The following is a 20,894-nucleotide window of genomic DNA, read 5'->3' on the forward strand; positions in this document are numbered from 1 at the left end:
TCGTTCGTCGTCGCGCCTTCCGGCGCTCCCGGTTTTTATAGCGGCGTGCCCGGGCGTGAAAGTGTCATCCCGTCACGGCGGCATGACACTTTCACCCGGCGCACACGGTCGGCTATAACCTCCGGCTCCTTAAGGAACTGCTGCACAATTTCTTTCCACTCGAGGGAGCAATGAAAACGATGTCTGATCTCAAGCACGCCTCGCTCGCTGTGATTGTCCTCGGATTGCTGGCAATTCTCCTGGCGCCCAGCCCGGGCTTGGCGCAATTCCAGAATAGATTCATGTCCGCGGGCTCGCTGCACAGTTGGTTTTCCGCCATCGGCTGTGAAATCGAAGTCGGCGGGCCGGTCGGCAACCAGCAGGACGGCATGCAATGGCCGGCGATCTATGCCTACCAGGATATGCAAGCGGCCCGGGGCCTGTGGATCGGCGCGGTCAACTTCACCGATGAACGAGGCCAGGCCTATCCCCATAAAGTCGTCCACGTTGGTCCGCGCGTCAACGGCGCCAACGAATTCTTTCCGCTGCAATTCAAGATGATCAGCCGGTTTGCGCCGCCGGAAGTGTACGTCGACGGCGAATTATCCTACGACAAGCCGGTGGACAACGACGAGGTCGACCCCACCATGGCGGCCGACCGCATGCTCGTGGCCGTGGTCAATTCCCAGCTCGGCATCACCATGACCCGCAAGATCATGCAATTCAGCCAGGATTACCACGACAACTATTTCATCTACGACTACACCTTCACCAACACCGGCAACACCGACGGCGATGCGGAGATCGAATTGCCCAACACCACGCTGGAAGGTGTCTATTTCTATTTTCAGTACCGCAACTCGGTTTGCGCCGCTACTCGCTATGTCATCGGCAATGCCACGGGCTGGGGCATCAACGCCATGAATGATGCCCGCGGCGACGGCCTCAAACCCGATCCGCCGGGCGAAAACTTCCGCGCGCAATTCACCTGGCACGGCAAATACCCGGCCTTCACGCTCTACGACAACATCGGCGGCCCGATCTGGAACCCGGGCAGTGGCGTGGGCACGACGGAGGCCGACACCACCGGCCGCCTGGGCGCGACCCAGTTCATCGGCGTGGTCACGCTGCACGCCGATCGCTCGGCCACCGACAAAACCGATGACCCCGCCCAGCCTTCCACCACCAGCACCGAAGGCTCGGATGAGCCGCTGCAATCCAACAATGACGCCTTCAATATTCCCAAGATGACGCTGGAATATGGCTGGATGTCGAAAGGCCACCAGCCGCGGCATGCCGACCGTGTCGAGCCGAGCGGCAACTTCATCGAGCAAACCGGTGATCCGGCACTGGGCACGCCCGGCGGCTTCTCGATCGCCAATGGTTATGGCCCCTACACCCTGGGTCCCGGGGAAAGCATTCGCATCGTCATGGCCGAAGGCGCCGCGGGCCTCAGCCGCGAACGCCAGGAAACCCTCGGCCGGCAGTACAAACGCGGCCAGATCACCGCGCGTGAGAAAAACACCTGGGTCATGTCCGGCCGGGATTCCCTCTTCCAAATGTTTCGGCGCGCCCTTGCCAACTTCACTTCCGACTATGCCATTGCGCGGCCGCCGTTGCCGCCCAAGTCGGTCAATGTCGAAAGCGGCGGTGACCGCATTGTGGTGTCGTGGGAAACATATGAAGGCAGTGATCCCAATCTGGCGGGATTCGAGATCTATCGCGCCGCCGGCTCGAAGGACAGCACCCACGTCCTGATTCACACTGCCGGACCGGGCGACCGGAGCTACGCTGACACCTCGCCGATTCGCGGCCGGGATTACTACTACTACGTCGTCGCGGTTGGCAAACCGGAGAACAACACCGGCGGCGGCTTGACGCCCAGCGGCGCGTTGCGCAGCAGCCGCTATTACACGCAAACTTACAACCAGGCCAATCTCAAGCGCCAGGCCGGGCCACCGGTTACCAGCGGTGACGTGAACGAAGCGGGCGCGATACGCGTGGTGCCCAATCCCTTTCACATTTCCGCGCCACGCGGTACGCTGCGCTTTGATCAGCCCAATCAGATCAAATTCTTCAATATTCCCGGCCAGTGTACCATCCGCATTTTCACCGAAAGCGGTGAGTTGATTCAGACCATCGAGCACACCGATGGCAGCGGTGACGAGGAATGGAACTCCATCACCTCTTCCAATCAAGTGATCGTCAGCGGCTTGTATCTCGCCGTGGTCACCGACAAAGCCACGGGGAAAAGCTCAGTGGTGAAATTCGTCGTGGTGCGATAAGACCGCGCGGCCGGCCGTGACGACCCATGCAAATGTGCCCCAGCGCCGAACCGTGCAAAGCAACGGTACGAGCAACGCCGCCTGCGCCCGGAGGTAGCCCGGCTGCGGGCCGCGGCGCAACGACGCAAGTGGCGGCGCCGGGGCTTCCTGATTTGAGATTTATCCCATGAACCACTAGCCAAATAGGTGGATCGATGAGAAAACGAATTGCAGTCTGGCAACTGAGCTGTCTGCTGGTTGCGCTGGCGGTCGCGCCCGGGATGAGCCAGCAACAAAAGCTGGCGCAAACCGGCCTGAAATTCCTGACGGTGGCCACTGACGCGCGTGCCACTGCCATCGGCGAGGCCACCGCCACCATGACGGGCTCTTCCGCCGCCCTGTTTTTCAATCCCGCCGGCATCGCGCGCTTGAACACCAGGGTGGACATTGCCTTGGGCCGCGTGGAATGGATCGCCGATATCAACTATTCCTTCGGCAGCCTGGCTTTCAGCCCCAGCGATGGCAAGTACGGTGTGTTCGGCCTGAGCTTTCTGTCCGTAGATTATGGCGATGTTTACGGCACCATCCGCGCCGACAATGAGGCGGGCTTCCTCGACACGGGCACCTTCCGCCCTACCGCCCTGTCGGTGGGCCTGGGCTATGCCAAAGCCCTTACGGACAAGTTTTCGGTGGGCGGCAATGTGCGCTTCGTGAAGCAGGATCTCAAGTCCGCGATCATCGGCTTTGGCGGCGACGGCAGCCAAATTACCACGGACAGCAAGATAGACGTCCTGGCTTTCGACCTGGGCATCATTTACCGCACCGGTTTCAAGAGCCTGGACTTCGGCATGAACGTGCGCAATTTTTCCAAGGAGCTTAGATATCAGGACGAGACCTTTCAACTGCCCTTGACGTTCGAGATCGGCCTGTCCATGAATGCCATGGATCTGCTGGCGGAGGCGGACTCGCCGCACGATTTCGTGCTCGCCGTGGATGCGCTGCATCCCCGCGACTATGACGAACAGATCAAACTCGGCGGCGAATACGTGTTTCTCGACGCCTTCGCCCTGCGCGCCGGATACATTTTCCCCAGTGATGAGCACAACCTCAGCCTGGGCGCCGGCTTCCGCAAGGGCTCCAACCTGGCGCTGGACTATGCCTACACGCCTTTTGGCCTCTTCGACCAAGTCCATCGCTTCTCGGTGAAATTCGGCTACTGAAACGCTTTTTGACCACGTTCAAATTGCAATGGGACGACGATGAGAAGATCCACTCTTTATTCCACCGCCAGAAAGCTGCTGGCCGCCCTGCCCGTCGGCCTCCTGCTCGGCGCTTTCGTGGCAGGCTGCGAGGATGAACCGACTCCCAGCCTGTTCGATCCGAATTACGTCAGCCGGCCGGCGCCGGTGATCACCAGCGTCACCCCGCCGGATACTTTTGCTGGCATCGGCATTGTCACGATCAACGGCCAGAACTTCTCCTCCACCAAGGAGGAAAACCTGGTCTATTTCGATGCCGCGCTCGGCACCGTGCTGGAGGCCTCTGCCACCTTGCTGAAGGTGAAGGCGCCCAATCTGCCGAAAGACAACATCAACTTGAAAATCGCGGTACGGAATGCCGACAAGTTCAGCAACATCATCTCCTACCGGCTGCTGGAGGCGGTCAGCGAGTTCAAACTGCTTGACAAAGCGGAATCACCCTGGGCCGTCACGTTGGATGCGCAGGGCAATGCCTATATCTCCTTTGTCAATAACAATGTCGCCAGCCAGTCCGGCGTTGCGAAGTTCACGCCGGACGGCACGCGCAGCAGCTTTTCGCCCAAGCCCACCGGCACGCCGACGCGCTACACTTCACTCAAGGTCGGGCCGGGCGGTTTTCTCTACGGCCTGACGCTGGAACGCCGCATCATTCAAATCCCGGCGGCCGGCGGCAACCCCACCAACTGGGTGGTGCTGCCCACCACGACCACACGACTTTATGACATGGATTTCGACCGCGAGGGCAACCTGTGGCTGGGCGGCAACAACCCGGAGGTCTATCGCGTCAAGCAGGACAAGACCGTACGCAACTTTCCGTTTGTGGCAAATGTGCGGTCGGTGCGCGTTTTCAGCGATCATCTCTACCTGGCCGGCAACCGTGACGGCGCGGAGAAGGTTTGGCGCTTCCAGATTGTGTCAGCCGACCAGTTGGGCCCGGAGGAGGAGTATTTCAATTTCTCGGCTTCGCCCTTCGGTGCGGGCGGCGCCGGTGTCTTCGCGATTACATTTGCCGCTGACGGCGACATGTATGTCGGCACGGATGCGCCGGAGGCTGTCGTCGTGGTGCATCCCAACAAAACCGCGGAAGCGCTCTATCCCGGCCTGTTTCAACCCAAGAGCTTGAGCTTTGGCTGGGACAAAAGCACGTATTTGTACGCGATCCGGGAAGCCAGCGGCGGCAGCACGCAAGCCCTGCTCAAGATCAACACTGTGAAGGGCGGTGCGCCCTATTACGGCCGCGGCGACAACTAGTAGCGTTCTGTTACCGTGATTTCGTCGCCCTGCCCCCTGGTGGGGCATTGCTCCAATCCGTGAGTTCATTGGCATCAACAGCGATCCACAAGGGATCGGAATTACACAGAATGAAGATCTCGGAGCCCTGCCCCCTGGTGGGGCATTGCTCCAATCTGTGAGTTCATTGGCCTCAACAGCGATCCACAAGGGATCGGGACTACGAAGGCATTGCTCCAATCCGTGAGCTCATTGGCCTCAACAGCGATCCACAAGGGATCGGGACTACGGAGGCATTGCTCCAATCCGTGAGTTCATTGGCCTCAACAGCGATCCACAAGGGATCGGGACTACGAAGGCATTGCTCCAATCCGTGAGTTCATTGGCCTCAACAGCGATCCACAAGGGATCGGGACTACGAGGGCATTGCTCCACCCCGTGAATTCATTGGCCTCAACAGCGATCCACGAGGAATCGGGACTACGAAGAGCGGCCCGCAAGGGAGCTAGGCTTCATCGGACTCATTTGATCTACGCAATCAGGAAAGGAGGCTGGGCAAGAAAGAACGTTTGCTGCGTCTCATAATTCTTCAGCAGTATCCATCCAATTCATCTTCGTGAAGGGAGAAAGCTATGTCTAAATGGCTATCAGCCTTGGTCGTCGTTCTCGCGCTGGCGGCAACCAGCAGCCAGGCGCAATGGAAATTCGCCGGCAATTTTCCCAACGACAATTTCAAAGGCAATTCGGGCGGACACGGCATCGCGGTCGATCCCGACGGCAAGGTCTGGGTGCAGATCTTCGGTGTCAGTGACAGCATCACCACCGCGGCCGGCAACAAAAGAGCCACGCGCGTGCTCAATGTCTTCAACCCCGACGGCACCCCGGCGCCGTTTTCACCGATCAAGACCATCACCGTCGGCGGCGTGACCGACACGCTGTACAACAGCGCCCGCGGCATGCGCACCGATTATGACGGCAACATTTTGGCGGTTCATTTCGATGCAGTTTATCGGATCGACTACAAGACCGGTGCCGGCTTGGCCAAAGTGATACCGACGACAGGCGTCACGCTCACTGCGCCGGCGGTCGATGCCCAGGGCAATCTCTTCACCGCTCCGGTGATTCCCCCGGCGGCGATCAAGATTTTCGACAAGGATTTCAATTTCCTGGGCAATGCGGTGGACAGCTCGGTGGGCTTCTCCCGCAGCTTTGAAGTCGGCAAAGACGGCAACACCATTTATTGGTGCGGTTATACCACGCACGCGATTTACAAGTACACCCGTCCCGACGAGTTCTCCGCCTTCGCCGTCACCGACACGCTGTTGAAGGGCTTTGACTGCGAATCCGTGGCGTGGGACCCGACCGGCAGCCTGCTTTGGTTCAGCGCCGGCTCCTACAATGATCGGCCCAACCGTTTCCCCGGCGCCACCACTTACTGGAAACCCAACACCTGGTACGCCTACGATCCGGTGAACAACAAAGTGGTGGATGAGATCGAGTGGAAGCTCAACACGCCCATGAATGCCAATGAGCGGCCGCGCGGCATCGCCTTCAGCCCGGATGGCAACACCGCGTACGTGCTCTGCTTCGGCGCCAGCGACTATCCAATCGTGCAGAAGTTCGAGCGCCTGCAAAGCAGTTTCCCGGCCACCTCGAAGAGCAATTTCCCGAACGACAATTTCAAGGGCAATTCGGGCGGCCACGGCATCGCGGTCGACCCGGACGGCAAGGTCTGGGTGCAGATCTTCGGTGTCAGTGACAGCATCACCACGGCGGCCGGCAACAAGAGAGCCACGCGCGTGCTCAATGTCTTCAACCCCGATGGCACCCCAGCGCCGTTCTCACCGATCAAGACCATCACCGTCGGCGGCGTGACCGACACGCTGTACAACAGCGCCCGCGGCATGCGCACCGATTATGACGGCAACATTTTGGCGGTTCATTTCGATGCAGTTTATCGTCTCGACTACAAGACCGGTGCCGGCTTGGCCAAAGTGATACCGACGACAGGCGTCACGCTCACTGCGCCGGCGGTCGATGCCCAGGGCAACCTCTTCACCGCGCCGGTGATTCCCCCGGCCGCGATCAAGATTTTCGACAAGGATTTCAACTTCCTGGGCAATGCGGTGGACAGCTCGGTGGGCTTCTCCCGCAGCTTTGAAGTCGGCAAAGACGGCAACACCATTTACTGGTGCGGTTATACTACGCACGCAGTTTACAAGTACACCCGTCCGGACGAGTTTTCGGCCTTCGCCGTCACCGACACGCTGTTGAAGGGCTTTGACTGCGAATCCGTGGTGTGGGATCCCAACGGCACCCAGCTCTGGTTCAGCGCCGGCTCTTACAATGATCTGCCCAACCGCTTCCCGGGCGCGACGACTTTCTGGAAGCCGAATGTTTGGTATGCCTATGATCCGGCGACCAAGGAAGTCGTCGATTGGATCGAATGGCAGCTCAACACCCCGGCGAGTGTCAACGAGCGGCCGCGCGGCATCGCCTTCAGCCCGAATCGCAACATTGCCTACGTGCTCTGCTTCGGCGCCAGCGACTATCCGATCGTGCAGAAGTTCATGCGCGTGGGCACCAGCGTGGAAGGCCGGGAGAGCAACTGGGCCTATGTGGAAACCTTCCAGTTGTTCCAGAATTATCCCAACCCGTTCAACCCGCAGACCACGATCCCCTTCAGCTTGCAGAAGCAGGGGCGCGTGCAGGTGGTGGTGTTCGACATGATGGGCCGCCAGGTTGCCACCCTGGTTGATCAGATGATGGCGCCCGGCAGCCACAACCTGACCTTCGATGCCACCGGCTTGGCCACCGGCACCTATTACTATCGCCTGAAATTCGAGAACGAAGTTCTCACCAAGCGCATGCTGTTCGTGAAATAGCGAGGCGATAGAAAGCAATTCAGGCCTTTCCCAAGGGCGCGAGGGGAATCCCCCCGCGCCCTTTTCGTTGTTGCATTGAGGCGCTTGCTTTTGCGCGGTGATCTGCCTACTATTGTTCAGATCATTGCGTAGATTCTCTGGCCCGCATGTATCCTTTGGCTGTCAAAGGCCTGTCACCGGCACGCTTCCAGCAGGATCGTGCGAGCCGCCGCAACTCGCCACGCAAGCAGGCACAGGAAAACGTTGGGCTGGCAACGCTCAGTTGGCAATCAAGCAATGGAGGCTTGCATCGCCATGATGCAACACTACAACACCATCATCCAGGTCGAATTTGAGCGGCCGCGCGTCATCCCACCACAACCGCCGCATGAAGAACCCCGGCTGGCACTGGGGTATTTTCAGCAGTTCTTCAGCACGGAAGCCTCAGTCAAGAAATCAAAAGACTTGATTCGCGACCATCTCCGGCACGAAGAGCCCGAGGCCAGCGCCTACAACCTGCGTTTCAGCCGGATCGCGACAATAGAGGATCGGGAAAGCCTGGAAAGACTCATGGCGCAGGGCAAAACGAAACGTGCCACCCCAAAACGGGAGGACCGAGGCGAGACCGGCATCTGGTATTACGGAGAAAAAAGCTACTACACCAACCCGGAAGAGAGTGCGGCGCTGACTCTCATCGCAGAGATGGAAACGAACGAGGAAGACGACTGGCCGGGCTACGACGGGCAATGCCAAGCCTGCGATGCCTACGGTCGCGTGGACGACATGTCGCTGTGTGACGAGTGCGCGGGGAAATTCGAGCGCGACATGATCCGCCAACGCCAATGGGACTACAGTGCCTCCGCCTTTGCACTGCCGGTGGAATTCCGGGAGGGGCTGCGCAGTGAAGTCATCAGAAAATACGGCAGCAAACTCGAACTGATTGCGCCTTCTCCGCAACCCGAAAAGGGCGACACAAAGCGCCGCCGCAAAGGGAAGAAAAGGTGATGGCTTGAAACGTAAAAACCTGCGAGGTTCTATGAAGAAAGCGCTACTGTTATGCTCGCTGCTTTTGCTCACCGTGTCCTTTTCCACCTCCGCGCAATCCCTGCCGCCCAAGCGTGAGTTTCGTGGGGCGTGGATCGCCACCGTCATCAATCTCGACTGGCCCAGCTCGCCGTTTCTCACGCCCGCCGCCCAGCGCGCCGAGTTGGTGCGGCTGCTGGATGAATTACAGACCCACCATGTGAATGCCGTGATCTTTCAAGTCCGCTCCGAAGCGGATGCCATGTACCCCTCGACACTCGAGCCCTGGTCTTTCTGGCTGACCGGCGGCCAGGGCTTGGCGCCTTCGCCCTTCTATGATCCGTTGGAGTTTGCGATTCAAGAAGCGCACAAGCGCGGCATGGAGCTGCATGCCTGGTTCAATCCCTATCGCGTCTCGCGGGAAGTGGGCAACTATCCCAACGATTCGCGGCACGTTTCAGTGCAACACCCGGATTGGGTGATTCAAATCAGCACGATCAAGATTCTCGATCCCGGTCTGCCGCAGGCGCGCCAGCACATCACCAACGTGGTGATGGACGTGGTGAGCCGCTACGACGTTGACGGCGTGCACTTCGACGATTATTTCTACCCCTATCCGCCCAATCAAATCGGCAATCAAGACGCCGCGACTTTTGCGAATTACAGCCGCGGCTTCACCAACCTCGCGGACTGGCGGCGCGACAACGTCAATCTGCTCATTCAAACGATTCACGACAGCATTCAAGCGGTCAAGCCGCACGTGAAATTCGGCATGAGCCCGTTCGGCATTTGGAAAAACGGCGTGCCTTCCGGAATCACCGGCTTGGATGCCTACAGCACGATCTATTGCGACGCGGTGGCCTGGCTGCAGCGGCAGATTGTCGATTACATCACCCCGCAGCTCTACTGGCCCTTCGGCGGTGGCCAGGATTACGGCAAGCTCATGCCGTGGTGGGCTTCGCAGCGCAATAGCCGGCATTTCTATCCCGGCCAGGCAATCTATCGCGCCGTCAACTGGCCGGCCAACGAAATTCCGCGGCAGGTGCGCGCCAATCGCGCCAATCCCGGCGTGCAGGGCAGCATCATGTTCCGCGCGCTCTTTTTCCGCGACAATGCCAAGGGCTTCGCCGACAGCCTGCGCACCGATCTCTTTCGCTATCCCGCCCTGCCGCCGGTGATGGCGTGGAAGGACGGCGTGCTGCCCAATGCCCCGCAGAATTTGCGCTATGAACGGCTGGCCGCCGGCGGCCCCGCAGCGCTGCGCTGGGAGGTGCCGCCGCCGGCCGGCGACGGCGATACCGCTTCGCGCTATGTCGTCTATCATTTCCCGACGCTCAACATCAATCCACTCGCCTTGGAGGATCCCAGCAAAATCGCCGCGGTTGTCGGTGAGAACGCCGCGGTGTTGCCGACTCCGGCGGACAATGGTCCGCATTACTACGTGGTGACGGCGCTTGATCGCAATTTCAACGAGAGCATGATGAGCAATGTGATTCAGGTGCTGCCGCCGGCTGCGCCGCTGTTGGCTCTGCCCGCGAATGGCATGCTCGACCTGGCACCAAACGTCACGTTGAGCTGGTATGCTCCGGCAACCGCGACTTCCTATCACGTGCAGGTGGCCGGCGATTCCAGCTTTGCAACCGCGCTGCTGGTGAATGAAACCGGGGTGGTGGATACGTTCAAGACGATCAGCGGGCTGGCGGGACAAACCAAGTACTTCTGGCGAGTAAGCGCGAGCAATGCCGGTGGCACGAGTTTCTTCTCGCAGGCTTTCAGTTTTGCGACGGGATTCCCGGCCGCACCCTTGCTGGTCTCTCCGGCAAACAACACCGGTGAGATTGCGCTGAATCCGGTGTTTCAGTGGCGGCGTTCTGCTGCGGCGGATTCCTATGAGCTGCAGGTCGCGCGCAGCCTGACCTTCGATTCGACCGCTTTGGTGGTCGATGAAAGCAGCCTGAGCGATACCTCGTTCGCAGCCAGCGGCCTCGAAGCAAATCGCTTCTATTTCTGGCGCGTGCGGGCAACCAATGCCATCGGTGCCGGCTTGTGGTCGGAAGCCTGGCGCTTCAAGACCGGCAGCGGCACCGCGGTGGCGGAAAATCCGGAAATCCCGCAGCAATTCAGCCTGGAGCAGAATTATCCCAACCCGTTCAATCCTGTTACCATCATCGTGTTCAATCTGCCGGCGAACGGCGCGGCGCGCCTGGCGATCTACAACACGCTGGGGCAGGAAATCGCGGTGTTGGTTGATGAACATCTGGTTGCCGGCCGCCATGAAGTCCCCTTCGACGGCTCTTCACTGGCCTCAGGCGTCTACTTCTACCGCTTGCGCTTCGGCGCGCAAGTGCTCACCAAGCGCATGCTGCTGACCAAATAGGGCGCGCCGAGACGGTTTGTTCTCGAACCTGGCAAGTTGCCATATGCCACCGCTCGGAGCAGCCAGCGCAGGCGCCGGCGGCAAGGTTGCGCGCAAGGCCACGCCTGCTGGTTTTTCTCGTATCATCCGCACCGATGGTTTTAGCTGCGGGCAGTCATCTTTTGCGCGCTGAATACCGCGCACACAACAAGCCCCGCCTGGGCGCTCGCTGGGCAGATGCAAGCCGTTCTTGAGCGGCGATTTTCGCCATGCGTCAGCGCCCGGGCGATGACTTTCGACCCGGCGCCGGAGAGCTTCCCTCCTGTAACGGCAAAACTCAGATACTCCTCCCTTCGCAAAAAAAATCCCACCGCAACCGAAGCTGCGGTGGGATTTTCTTTTGTTGTGAAGGGAGGAGTCGGCGAATTACTTCAGCAACGTCATGCGTTTCACCATCACCTGGCCGCCGGCTTCGAGGCGATAGTGATAGATGCCCGAGGGCACCAGCTTGCCGCGCTGGTCGCGGCCGTCCCACACCGCGGTGTGATAACCCGCCGGCATGATGGTGTTCACCAGCTCGCGCACTTCCTGGCCGATCAGGTTGTAGATCACCAGCTTGACCTGGGTTTCCTGCGGCAGTTGATAGCGGAGGTTGGTGGACGGGTTGAACGGATTCGGGTAATTCTGCGCCAAATCGAAGCGCGCCGGCGGCGCCACGGTGATCTCCACCGGGCCGTGCACGGTAATGTTGCCGTTGAGATCGATATCCTCGAGCTTGTAGAAGTAACGGGCGTTGACTTCGACCTCGGTGTCGAGGTAGGAATAACGGCCGTCCAGGCTCGGGGTGATGATCTGCACATTGATGCTTTCATACTCACCGTCGCGACTGCGGCTGCGCAGCAAGTTGAAGCCGGCGTTCTCGGTCTCGCTGGCGGTGACCCATTCCAGGCGCACGCCCTTGCCCTCCACCGCGGTGGCGCTGAAGGTTTCGAGCTGCACCGGCGTGCGCACCGTCCAACGCGTGCGCACCGTGTCTTCCAGATCGAACACCCAGGCTTCCACCGCATTGAGTTTGATCTTGCTGTCGAACTCGAAGGTGTTGGTGAGGGCGCTGGTCAGCTCGCCGTTCAAGTACCAGCGATAGCTCAGCACGTCGCCGTCGGGGTCAACCGCGTTGACGCGCATGGTGAGCTTGCCGCTCAGCACCGTGGTGTCCTGTGGCGCGCCCGGCACGCCGGCCGGAATGCGGCTGACGATCACCGGCGGTTGGTTGCGGTTCGCCACCTCGATGACGACGATCTCTTCGTCCTGGCCGCCGCGCAAGTCGCGCGCAAAGAAGCTGACTTCATGGCGGCCGGCGCTGGAGAGATCAGTTTGCCAGGTGAAGATGCGGGTGCCGAGCGAGTCGAACACCGCGCCGGGCGGCAGATTGGCCGCGCCGTAGCGAATGGCTTCGTTGTCCGCATCCGCTGCACTGACCACAAATTCGATGCGGTTGCCTTCCACGGCTTGCTGATCCGGCACGTCGACGATGATCGGGAAGTTGTTGCCGGTCACGCCGGTGGCCTTGAATTCGATCGGCGAGCCGGTCAGGCCGGTGCCGATGGCTTCCGCTTCATTGGCGCCGGGGCCGACGGTCCACGGGATCTGCGCGAGGCCTAGCGCATTGGTCATGACCGTGGCCGCCGCCTGTCCCGCAAAATTGCCGCCGCCTTTCTTCACCACATAGCTGATGGGCACGCCCGCAATCGCATTGCCGTACGCGTCGGTGACTTTGGTCTGCAGCGGGAAATTCAACGGCAGGCCGGCAGTGCCGCTCTGGTTGTTGGTGCGCGCCACCACCTGCATCCGGGTGGCTGCGCTCGGCGTGGCGGTCACGGTGAAGTACAACGGTGAGTTGGTCAATCCGTTGGAACTCGCGCGAATCTTGCGCGGGCCGCTCGCGCCGTCAAAGGTGATTTGGGTGGAGGCAAACCCGCCGTTCGCAGTGTTGACGAAGCCGTTGGCAAGCTGGCCCGTGCCCTGAATCAACTCGAAGATCACCGGCACACCGTCGATGCCGTTGCTGTTCGCATCCACCACGCGCACCACCATCGCCGTGGCCAGGGTTTGATTGACCGGCCCGGCAGCGCCGTCACCGCTCACTTGCACGAGGTTGGAAGGCCGGCCGGTGCGCGCCTGGGCCTGGAAATCGAGCGGCGAGTTGTTCAAGCTGGAGCCACTCGCGCGTGCGACGTTCAAGCCCGCGCTCGGCCCGAGGCGCCAGACCACTTTCGCCAGGCCAAATTCATCACTGCTCACGTTCGCGCTCTGACCGCCATTGACCTGGCCACCGCCGAACGTCACTTCGAATTTGATGGTTTTACCTGCGACCGGCCGGTTGTCCTTGTCCACCACGCCCACCACCAGCGGCTGCAGCAAATCTTCCAACACCACGCCGGTCTGGCCGTTGCCGGAGATCAATTGCAGGCTGCGCGCCGCATTGTTGACGGCATTGAGCACGAAGATCAGCGGCGAATTCCGCAAGCCGGTGGAAATGGCGCGCACGCGATTTTCGGTCACGGTTGGGCCGAGCACATACTGGATCGCCGCGACGCCATTGGTGTCGGTCACCGCCGTGTTCGGGCCGAGCAAACGGCCCTCGCCTGCCTCGACGTTGAATTCCACCGCCACATTGGGGACGCCGTTGTTGAATTGATCCGTCACCAGCACGCTCAGCGGCTCTAACAGCGCCGTGTTGACGTTGCCGGTTTGGCTGTGGCCGCTGCGAATCGCCATTTGCGTGGCGGCCAGTGGGCTGAAGCGCACGCTGGCGCCGGGCTTGATCTCATACACGCCGGCGACTTTGGCGGTGATGATCTTGAGCTCGGCTTTGGTCGAGGCCAGCGAGCCGGTGGCGCGGCCCTGCGCGTCAGTGTTGCCGGTTTGTTGAATGTTGTTGTTCGCGCCGGAGACGATGAGTTGTACCGGCTTGTTCGCAACCACATTACCGAACTTGTCCTTCACCGTGACGGTGATGTTGGAGCGGCTCTGGCCGTTGGCCGGCACCGGCCCGGTGGCGGTGATGCTGGAGGTCGAGGCGCTGGGCAGCCCGGCAACAGCCGCGGCTTTGAACGTTGCCGGTGAGCCTTGCAGGTTCTGCAGGCCGTCGTTGGCGGTTGCGATCACCGTTTGACTGTCCGGCAAGATCGAGCGGCCGAGAATCCACGTCACTGCAGCAATGCCATTGGCATTGGTGATGGTAGTGGTGTCGGTTGTGGCGGTGGCGCTGAAAGTGCCGTTGGCTGTGCCGCTGGAACGAAAGCGCACGGGATGATCCTTGATCGGATTGCCTTGATTGTCGAGCACGCGCACCCGCAACTGCTCAGCCAGCGGCTCGCCCGCCAAACCCTGCTGCCGGTTGCCTGCCGTGATCGCCAGCACGCGCGCCCTGCTCGGCGCGGCCGTGGCCACGAACAGCATCGGCGAATTTTGCAGCTCGAGCGAGCCGTTGAACGCACGCGCCCGCACTTTGTTGTTGTACAAGCCCGAAGTCGCGCCCAACGTCAGCGTGACTTGCGCGCGGCCGAGATCATTGGTGGTTACCGTGTCTTTGGTCACACCGTCGAAATTGCCGCCGCCCTCCAGCACTTCAAAGATCACATTGACGCCGAACAGCGGGTTGCCGGCGCGATCCGTCACTTGTACCACCAGTGGCTCAGGCAGGGGATTGTTTACCACGCCGGAGAGGCTGTCCCCGTCGATCTTCTTCAACACCGCGGGCGGGCCGACTTGCGCACTCGCCTGGAAGATCTGCGGGGAACCCGGCACCGGAAACGCCGCCTGCGCCCGCACTTTGTTATTGTTCGTGCCGGTTTGCGAACCCAGCGTGAGCCGCACCTGCGCCCGGCCGGTGGAATCCGTGCTGACTGTGCCGGTGGTGCTGCCGTTGTCGAGCTTGCCGCCGCCTTCGATCACTGAGAACGTTACCTGCTGTTGCGGCACGCCGCGATTGAGTGTATCCACCAGCGTAACCCGCAGAGGATTCGCCAGCGGCTCGCCGGCGATGCCGACTTGATTGTTGCCGCTCGCGATCACCATCTCTTTGAGCGCCGCCGCCCTCACCACAAAATTCTGCGGGGAGCCTTGCAGTGCCTGGCCGTTGAACTCGGCCGTTGCCCGCACGCGGTTTTCACCGCCGGCCAGCGGGCCGAGCACGAACGGCGCACGTGCTTCGCCATTGCCATCCGTGCGCAGGATTGCGTTGCTGTTGCCGTTGATCGTGCCGTTGCCCTGCTGCACCGTGAAAGTCACTGCTGCGCCCGAGATGGCTTTGTTGCCGGCATCCATGATCTTCACCACGAGACTGGCGGGCGCCGGCGAGCCGGCAGTACCCACCTGATTATCGCCCGAGATCTTGGCAAGCTTGGCGGGCGTGCCGATGCCCGCCGTGAAGATGATCGGGCTGCCTGTCAAGCCGGTCGCGCTGGCGCGCACCTGATTGCTCACCGCCGGATTCGATCCCAGCGTGAGAACCACCGGAGCCAGGCCTTGGGCGTTGGTCACCACATTGGCCGTGGCCGCGCCCGCGAGATTGCCGCCGCCCTGAATCACTTCAAACAGCACACCAATGCCGGGAACGGGATTGCCCACGACATCCGTCACCTTCACCACCAGGGGCGCACCCAACGGCTGGCCGGCAGTACCCAATTGATTGTTGCCGCCGGTTTCCACCAGCTTCGCGGCCGCGCCCACCGTGGCCTGGGCCGTGAACAGCACCGGCGAACCGGTCAAGTTGGTACCGCTGGCATTGCGCGCCAACGCCCGCACTTGCTGCGTGCCGACGGTGTCGCCCAGGGTCCAATTCACCGCCAGGCGGCCGTCCGCACCGGTATTGCGCACCACGCTGACTTCATCCACGCGAAATTCACCGCTGTTCAACGTGCGGAAGAACAGCGGGCGATTGGCTGCCGCTTGATTGGTCGCCGTGACCATGTAGCGCCGCCACGCGCCGGCAGTGGCCTCCGGCGTCACATCGACAATGGTGTCCTGCAGATTGCCGGCGGCGTCATTCATGCGCCAGGTAACACGCAGCACGCCGCTGTCGACTTTTGCCCAAAACGTCAGCGTGTAGCTGGTGTTGGCGGCGTACGAAATCACCTGCGACACACCCACGGCGTTGCGGTTGGCATTGACCAGCACGCTGCGGCTGCCCGCTTGCGGATTGCTGGTATTCAGCCGGACTTCGTCGGTGGTGGGACTGCCTTCCAGCGTCCACTGGCCGGGCAGGTTATTGTTCCCTCTCTCAAATCCGCCGTTCTCCACGACACCGTGGCCGGTGGTCGTGCCGCCGCCGCGCACGGTTTCAAACTCAACCGGAAAATCTGCGACCGGCTGGCCACCGGCATCCGCAACGCGCATCACCAATGGCGCCGGCAGAGTGCTGGCTACGCCGCCGGTTTGATTGGAGCCGCTCACCAACTCTGCGGCTGTTGCCACGCCGCTGGTGGTCTGCGCCGTGAATTCAAAACGCTGCGTGGTGAAGGCCGCTGCCGCTGCCACTTTGTTCTGGCTGCTGCCGTTGCCGGGCGCGAAATCGACTTCGACCTTGCCGGTGGAATCGCTGGTGGCGCGATAGTTCGAAAGCTGGCCGTTCCCTTCCGTGACGACCCAGGAGACGCGGCCGTCCGCAGTGGGATTGCCAAAGCTGTCCGTCACCACCACGGTGAAGGGCTGCGCCAGAAACTGGCCGGCCGGACCGGATTGTCCGCTGCCAGTTGCCTGCGCCAAGCCGCCCGGAAAGCCCGGCTTCGCGGTCAAATTGAACAGAGCCGGCATCAGGCCGCCGAACTGCGCCTCCACTTTGATGGGGCCGGCGAGCGTGCCGAGCATGACTTCAGTGCTGGCAATGCCGTTCTCATCCGTGCGGCTACCGCCTTCTTCCTTGTCTTGCGGAATGTAGCTCGCGTCGCGCGTGATCAGAAACTTGTCGAGCCGGGCGCGGTCAAAGCGGCCTTCGACCACGATGGTGTGCGTGCCGGCAGCCCAATTGTAAGTCTTGGGATCGAATTGAGGATTGGACGGATTGCCGGTGCCGCGCTCGCTGAGCAAATCCCATTTCCAGGTGTTGAAGCGCTGGCCTTGAAAAACGTCATAGATGAAAGCATTGCCGCCATCGACGCTCACGGTCCAGGAGTTGGCACCGGTTTCACCGGGCGTGAGGTTGCGCGCCCAAATGTAGTAAGTGCCGCTCACCGGAATGTTGAACGTGTACACCGCCGAGCCGGCTTCATTCTGCGGCACCGGATACACGATGTACTTGCCGCCCGAGGCTTCGGGATCATCCTGCACGACGATCGGTGCGGTAATCTGGCCGGATTCCGCCTCGATGCGAATGTTGTTGTCCGCCCGGCTGAAGCTGGCCTGGCCCACGGTCGCGGTGAAGTTGACTTCCGCGCCCGGCACGGGATTGTCAAAGCTGTCGTACAACGAAACCTTCAAAGGATTCCCCAGCTTCTGCATGACCCGGCCCGTCTGGTTGTTGCCGCTCACCACCAACAGTTTCGCGGGCGAACTCGGCCGCACGCCGACTGCAAAACTCGTGATGGCATTCTCCGCGCCCAGCGTGCTCTCCAGCACAAAACCGGAGTACGAGCCGTTCTCCAATTTGCCGGGATCGGACAATGTGCGGTCAAACACGCCGTTGATGTAAACATCAAAGAAGTGCGCCGCGGCTTCCTTGCGGACGATGACTTTCATCTCGCTGCCTGCCCTGGTGTTCGGACCGAAGGCATTGCCCTCATCGAGCATCGTCGTCAGGTTGCCGTTTTGCAGGCGCCACAACCGCGTTTTGCCGCGCTCGTTCGAGTGCTGGATCATGTAACCGTTCGGCCGGGTGTTGAAGCTGTCGGCCAGCACCAGCACACCGGAAAAATTCGCGCCGTAAACCGTGGCATTCTCACCCCACACGATGCTGACTTCCTGCGCGTTGCGGCCCAGTTTGAACACCGCCGGCGTCCAGATGTCGATGGTGGCGGTGTGCTGCACTTCGTTGCTGATGATCTGCAGCCGCGCATCCGCCGCCCAATTGGCGCCCAAACTCGGGCCGGGCCGGTCGAAAGTATCGCCGCTCAGCGTCAGCGCAGTCGTCGTCGCAGCCACGACATTCGACAAGCCGGAGGTGTTGCCGACTTCGTCGGAGCTTTTCAGCGCAAAGTAGTAGCGCGTGCCGCTTTGCAGACCACCCACGGTAAAATTCTCCACGCTGCCCGCGGGTTTGGGATTGCCCAAGCCTGCCACTTGCGTGGCGCTGTTGAAATTGCTCTCGGTAATCAACGCCGTCGAGTAGCGCAAGTCATAGGAACGGGCGGTACCGGTGTCGCCGTCGTCGCCCGGCGCGCTCCAACGCAGTTCCACGGTCGCGGAGGTCACGTTGATCGCGGACAAATCCGAAACAAAAGCCGGCGGCGTCGAGTCGGTCTGCTTGAACAGATGAAAATCATCCACGCCGTCGGTGGTGTTGCCGTGTACTATCATGCCGGCATAGGTAGTCACCGCATTGCCCTGCAGTTTGGCGGGATCATCCACCACCGCATCGAGTTGATCATTCAGATAAACGACAAAGTGATGGCCGTTGGCATCGCTGCGCCATTCCACCCGCAGCCGGTCGCCTGCCTGTGGCGGCGTCGCCACGTTGCCGGCCACGGTTGCCACGCTCGCGCCCGGCAGGCCGTTCACGATCGTGAACAACCGCACGCTGGTTTCATTACGCAACAGCAGATAACCGCTGGCATCGGTGGCCGCCTTGTCCAGCAGCAGCGCCACCCCGGTGAAATAGCGGCCCTCGGCATTGGACAGGCTGCCGTAAGTGAATTCCAAAACATTGGGATTGGTGATGACATTGGGGATGGCGAGGTGGTTGTTCCAGGCGTCGACCGTGGAAGTATTCACCAGTTGATTGCTTTGCACCTGGAAACCGGGATGCGCCGTCCAGTTCGTGCTCAACACACCGCTGTTGAAATCGTCGGCAAAATCGTCGACCCCGGGTTGATAGCCTTGCAGAGCGTTGAAAAACTCCGTGGCCATCAGCTCATAGCCGCCATCATTGGGATGAAGGTTGTCAGCCATCAGCGTGGTCTGCCAGTTCGGATCGGAAGTCAGGCGGCCAAAGTTGTCGACCAACACCAGGTTGTGCCCGGCGGCGACTTTGGCGCTCACCAACGCGGGCAGCAGGGCATTGAGGTCTTGCGTGGCCGTTTCCTTCGCCGCATTGTCCTTGCGCGGCACCACGGTGGAAAGATAGGTGCGGATGGCGGGGTTGTAGGCGTGAATGGCATCCAGGATCGCGGCAATGTCGTCCCGCACTTGCGCCGGCGTGTCGTTTTGCGAGATGTCATTGGTGCCGACTTCCAGCAGTACGTAGTCGGGGTTGTGTTGCGTGAGATAAGTGGTTACGTCCAACTGTTCGGCGCGGAAGCCGCTGTGGCCCTCATGCTCGGTGTCCGGGAAACCGCTGCCGTCCTGCAGCGAGCCGACGAAATCAAACGAGGTTCCGGCATTGCTCAGAAGATTGAAGAGAAAGTAGCGGAACCCGGCATTATTCGACGAGCCGGTGCCCTCGGTGATCGAGTTGCCCAGCGGCATGATCTTCGTCTGGGCTTGGGCGGCGCCGGAGCCAAAGACCGCCACCATCAATCCCAACCACCACACCCGCCGCAGCCACTGCTTGGAATTCATCGGTACCATTTTTCATCGCCTGAAAATTGTGATTCGTACGCCTGTGCCGCTTCCGGTTTGAAGAGCTGAAGTGCGGCCGCCATTCCTGTGCTCGATAACGGCAACGCCTAGCGCAAAGCATATGCCAGTGACGCGCGGAGGTGACATCACCATGGCAAAGCTTGAATTATCAGACTGTTAATTTGCGCCAAACAGGCTGGTTTCGGCCAGAATTATGTGTTTCCGCCGAACATCTGTTTCAGGATTGAACAAGGAACAAAGGCGGGAAAGGAAGGCAAAACGAATGAGGGACAATATGTTTGACTTTCTGGCTGTTCGCAGGGGGAATGGGACAATAACACAATTTTCTGCGGCGGCGCAGCTTCCACATCGTTCAGGACGAACAACACAGTTGAAATCCACCAATCTTGAAAATCACGGCACGGCTGCGCCGTCCGCAGCAAAAAATGTTGGCAGTGCATGCTCATAAAAACTCGATTCTATTTTTCATTGTTTCCCTGGAAAAATGCTGCAATACTTTCAGAACTTTACTCAAGGTTTCTCCAAGTGGCCGCTGCCTTGAGACGATTATTCCCCAATGCTCTCTATCATGTTCAGCATATTCGTTGTGAAGTAAGACAAAGTCCTTTGTATTAAAACTGAGGAGGCATCTCTGCTGTGCTACAGCGTGGGCAAGTTGGGCTGCATCCGACGATCCCTTTTGATCCAACTCTTGGGCATGGATAACATCAAAGCCTCGTTTACGCAAAGCCAAGCCCAACCCTAAATGCACATCCTCGTCCAAGTAAAGCGAAATCTTTGGCACAGCACTTAATCCTTCAAATTACGGTGCGTGTTGATTTGATGCTTCCAGAACTCTTCGTCAGAATACTCGGCTACAGCACTATCAATTTCTTGTTGATGATCAAAGTAATAGGCAAGCGCAGAATGAACTTGGGAAGCTGTCAAATGAGATAGAGTAGTTAATATCTCATCGACATTCATTCCCATCTGATAGTAACCCGCGATGGTATGGACAGCAATTCGAGTGCCTTCAATAATTGGCGCCCCATCAGCGATTCCAGGGTGAGAAGTAATGTGAGGGTATGATAGTTCTTTCAGTGCTGTACTCATAGGAAGAACTCACTGTTATTGGTAGGAACGCGTTATCTGTGACTGAACGTCTGAGGAACATTATGCAAAATCTGAGCAAATGGCAACAAAT

At 60.1% G+C, this 20,894-nt stretch carries 9 protein-coding genes; 6 read left to right on the plus strand and 3 right to left on the minus strand.

From position 1 onward, the window contains the following. The first annotated feature begins 170 nt into the window (after positions 1-170). From L6R21_23695 to L6R21_23720, 6 genes are all read left to right on the plus strand, one after another. Positions 171-2,264, plus strand: a complete 2,094-nt coding sequence (locus tag L6R21_23695) for a hypothetical protein (GenBank protein MCK6562215.1) — start codon at positions 171-173, stop codon at positions 2,262-2,264. A 194-nt stretch (positions 2,265-2,458) separates the two neighbouring features. Further along, positions 2,459-3,463: a PorV/PorQ family protein gene (locus L6R21_23700; GenBank protein ID MCK6562216.1), complete on the plus strand. Its 1,005-nt coding sequence runs from the start codon at positions 2,459-2,461 to the stop codon at positions 3,461-3,463. Between the two features lie 39 nt (positions 3,464-3,502). Further along, entirely contained in the window at positions 3,503-4,753 is a 1,251-nt protein-coding gene (locus L6R21_23705) for an IPT/TIG domain-containing protein (protein ID MCK6562217.1), read from the plus strand. 611 nt (positions 4,754-5,364) lie between these two features. After that, positions 5,365-7,617 (plus strand): T9SS type A sorting domain-containing protein, encoded by a 2,253-nt coding sequence (locus L6R21_23710; protein MCK6562218.1) that lies wholly within the window; start codon positions 5,365-5,367, stop codon positions 7,615-7,617. Between the two features lie 294 nt (positions 7,618-7,911). After that, positions 7,912-8,601 carry a hypothetical protein gene (locus tag L6R21_23715; GenBank protein ID MCK6562219.1) on the plus strand — a complete coding sequence of 230 codons (690 nt, stop codon included), beginning with the start codon at positions 7,912-7,914 and terminating at the stop codon, positions 8,599-8,601. Between the two features lie 31 nt (positions 8,602-8,632). Further along, positions 8,633-10,996, plus strand: a complete 2,364-nt coding sequence (locus tag L6R21_23720; GenBank protein MCK6562220.1) for a family 10 glycosylhydrolase — start codon at positions 8,633-8,635, stop codon at positions 10,994-10,996. Positions 10,997-11,401: 405 nt separating this feature from the next. Here the strand turns inward: L6R21_23720 and L6R21_23725 are convergent, their stop codons facing one another. The 3 genes from L6R21_23725 to L6R21_23735 all read right to left on the minus strand — a co-directional run bounded on the left by L6R21_23725 (position 11,402) and on the right by L6R21_23735 (position 20,803). Further along, positions 11,402-19,690, minus strand: coding sequence for an Ig-like domain-containing protein (locus L6R21_23725; protein ID MCK6562221.1), 8,289 nt, complete (start codon positions 19,688-19,690; stop codon positions 11,402-11,404). A 463-nt stretch (positions 19,691-20,153) separates the two neighbouring features. After that, the gene (locus tag L6R21_23730; protein ID MCK6562222.1) at positions 20,154-20,495 is read right to left on the minus strand and encodes a DUF5615 family PIN-like protein; all 342 of its coding nucleotides are present in this window, start codon (positions 20,493-20,495) and stop codon (positions 20,154-20,156) included. Between the two features lie 5 nt (positions 20,496-20,500). Continuing rightward, complete coding sequence (locus tag L6R21_23735) at positions 20,501-20,803, minus strand: DUF433 domain-containing protein (GenBank protein MCK6562223.1); 303 nt, start codon at positions 20,801-20,803, stop codon at positions 20,501-20,503. Positions 20,804-20,894 lie beyond the last annotated feature (91 nt).

It is taken from the genome of bacterium (assembly GCA_023150945.1).
Taxonomy (GTDB): Bacteria; Zhuqueibacterota; Zhuqueibacteria; order Zhuqueibacterales; family Zhuqueibacteraceae; genus Coneutiohabitans.

What these genes read in the sequence shown, in the direction of transcription:
- L6R21_23695 (MCK6562215.1), top strand. Translation starts at nt 171, where the DNA reads ATGAAAACGATGTCTGATCTCAAGCACGCCTCGCTCGCTGTGATTGTC.
- L6R21_23700 (MCK6562216.1), top strand. Translation starts at nt 2,459, where the DNA reads ATGAGAAAACGAATTGCAGTCTGGCAACTGAGCTGTCTGCTGGTTGCG.
- L6R21_23705 (MCK6562217.1), top strand. Translation starts at nt 3,503, where the DNA reads ATGAGAAGATCCACTCTTTATTCCACCGCCAGAAAGCTGCTGGCCGCC.
- L6R21_23710 (MCK6562218.1), top strand. Translation starts at nt 5,365, where the DNA reads ATGTCTAAATGGCTATCAGCCTTGGTCGTCGTTCTCGCGCTGGCGGCA.
- L6R21_23715 (MCK6562219.1), top strand. Translation starts at nt 7,912, where the DNA reads ATGATGCAACACTACAACACCATCATCCAGGTCGAATTTGAGCGGCCG.
- L6R21_23720 (MCK6562220.1), top strand. Translation starts at nt 8,633, where the DNA reads ATGAAGAAAGCGCTACTGTTATGCTCGCTGCTTTTGCTCACCGTGTCC.
- L6R21_23725 (MCK6562221.1), bottom strand. Translation starts at nt 19,690, where the DNA reads ATGAATTCCAAGCAGTGGCTGCGGCGGGTGTGGTGGTTGGGATTGATG.
- L6R21_23735 (MCK6562223.1), bottom strand. Translation starts at nt 20,803, where the DNA reads ATGAGTACAGCACTGAAAGAACTATCATACCCTCACATTACTTCTCAC.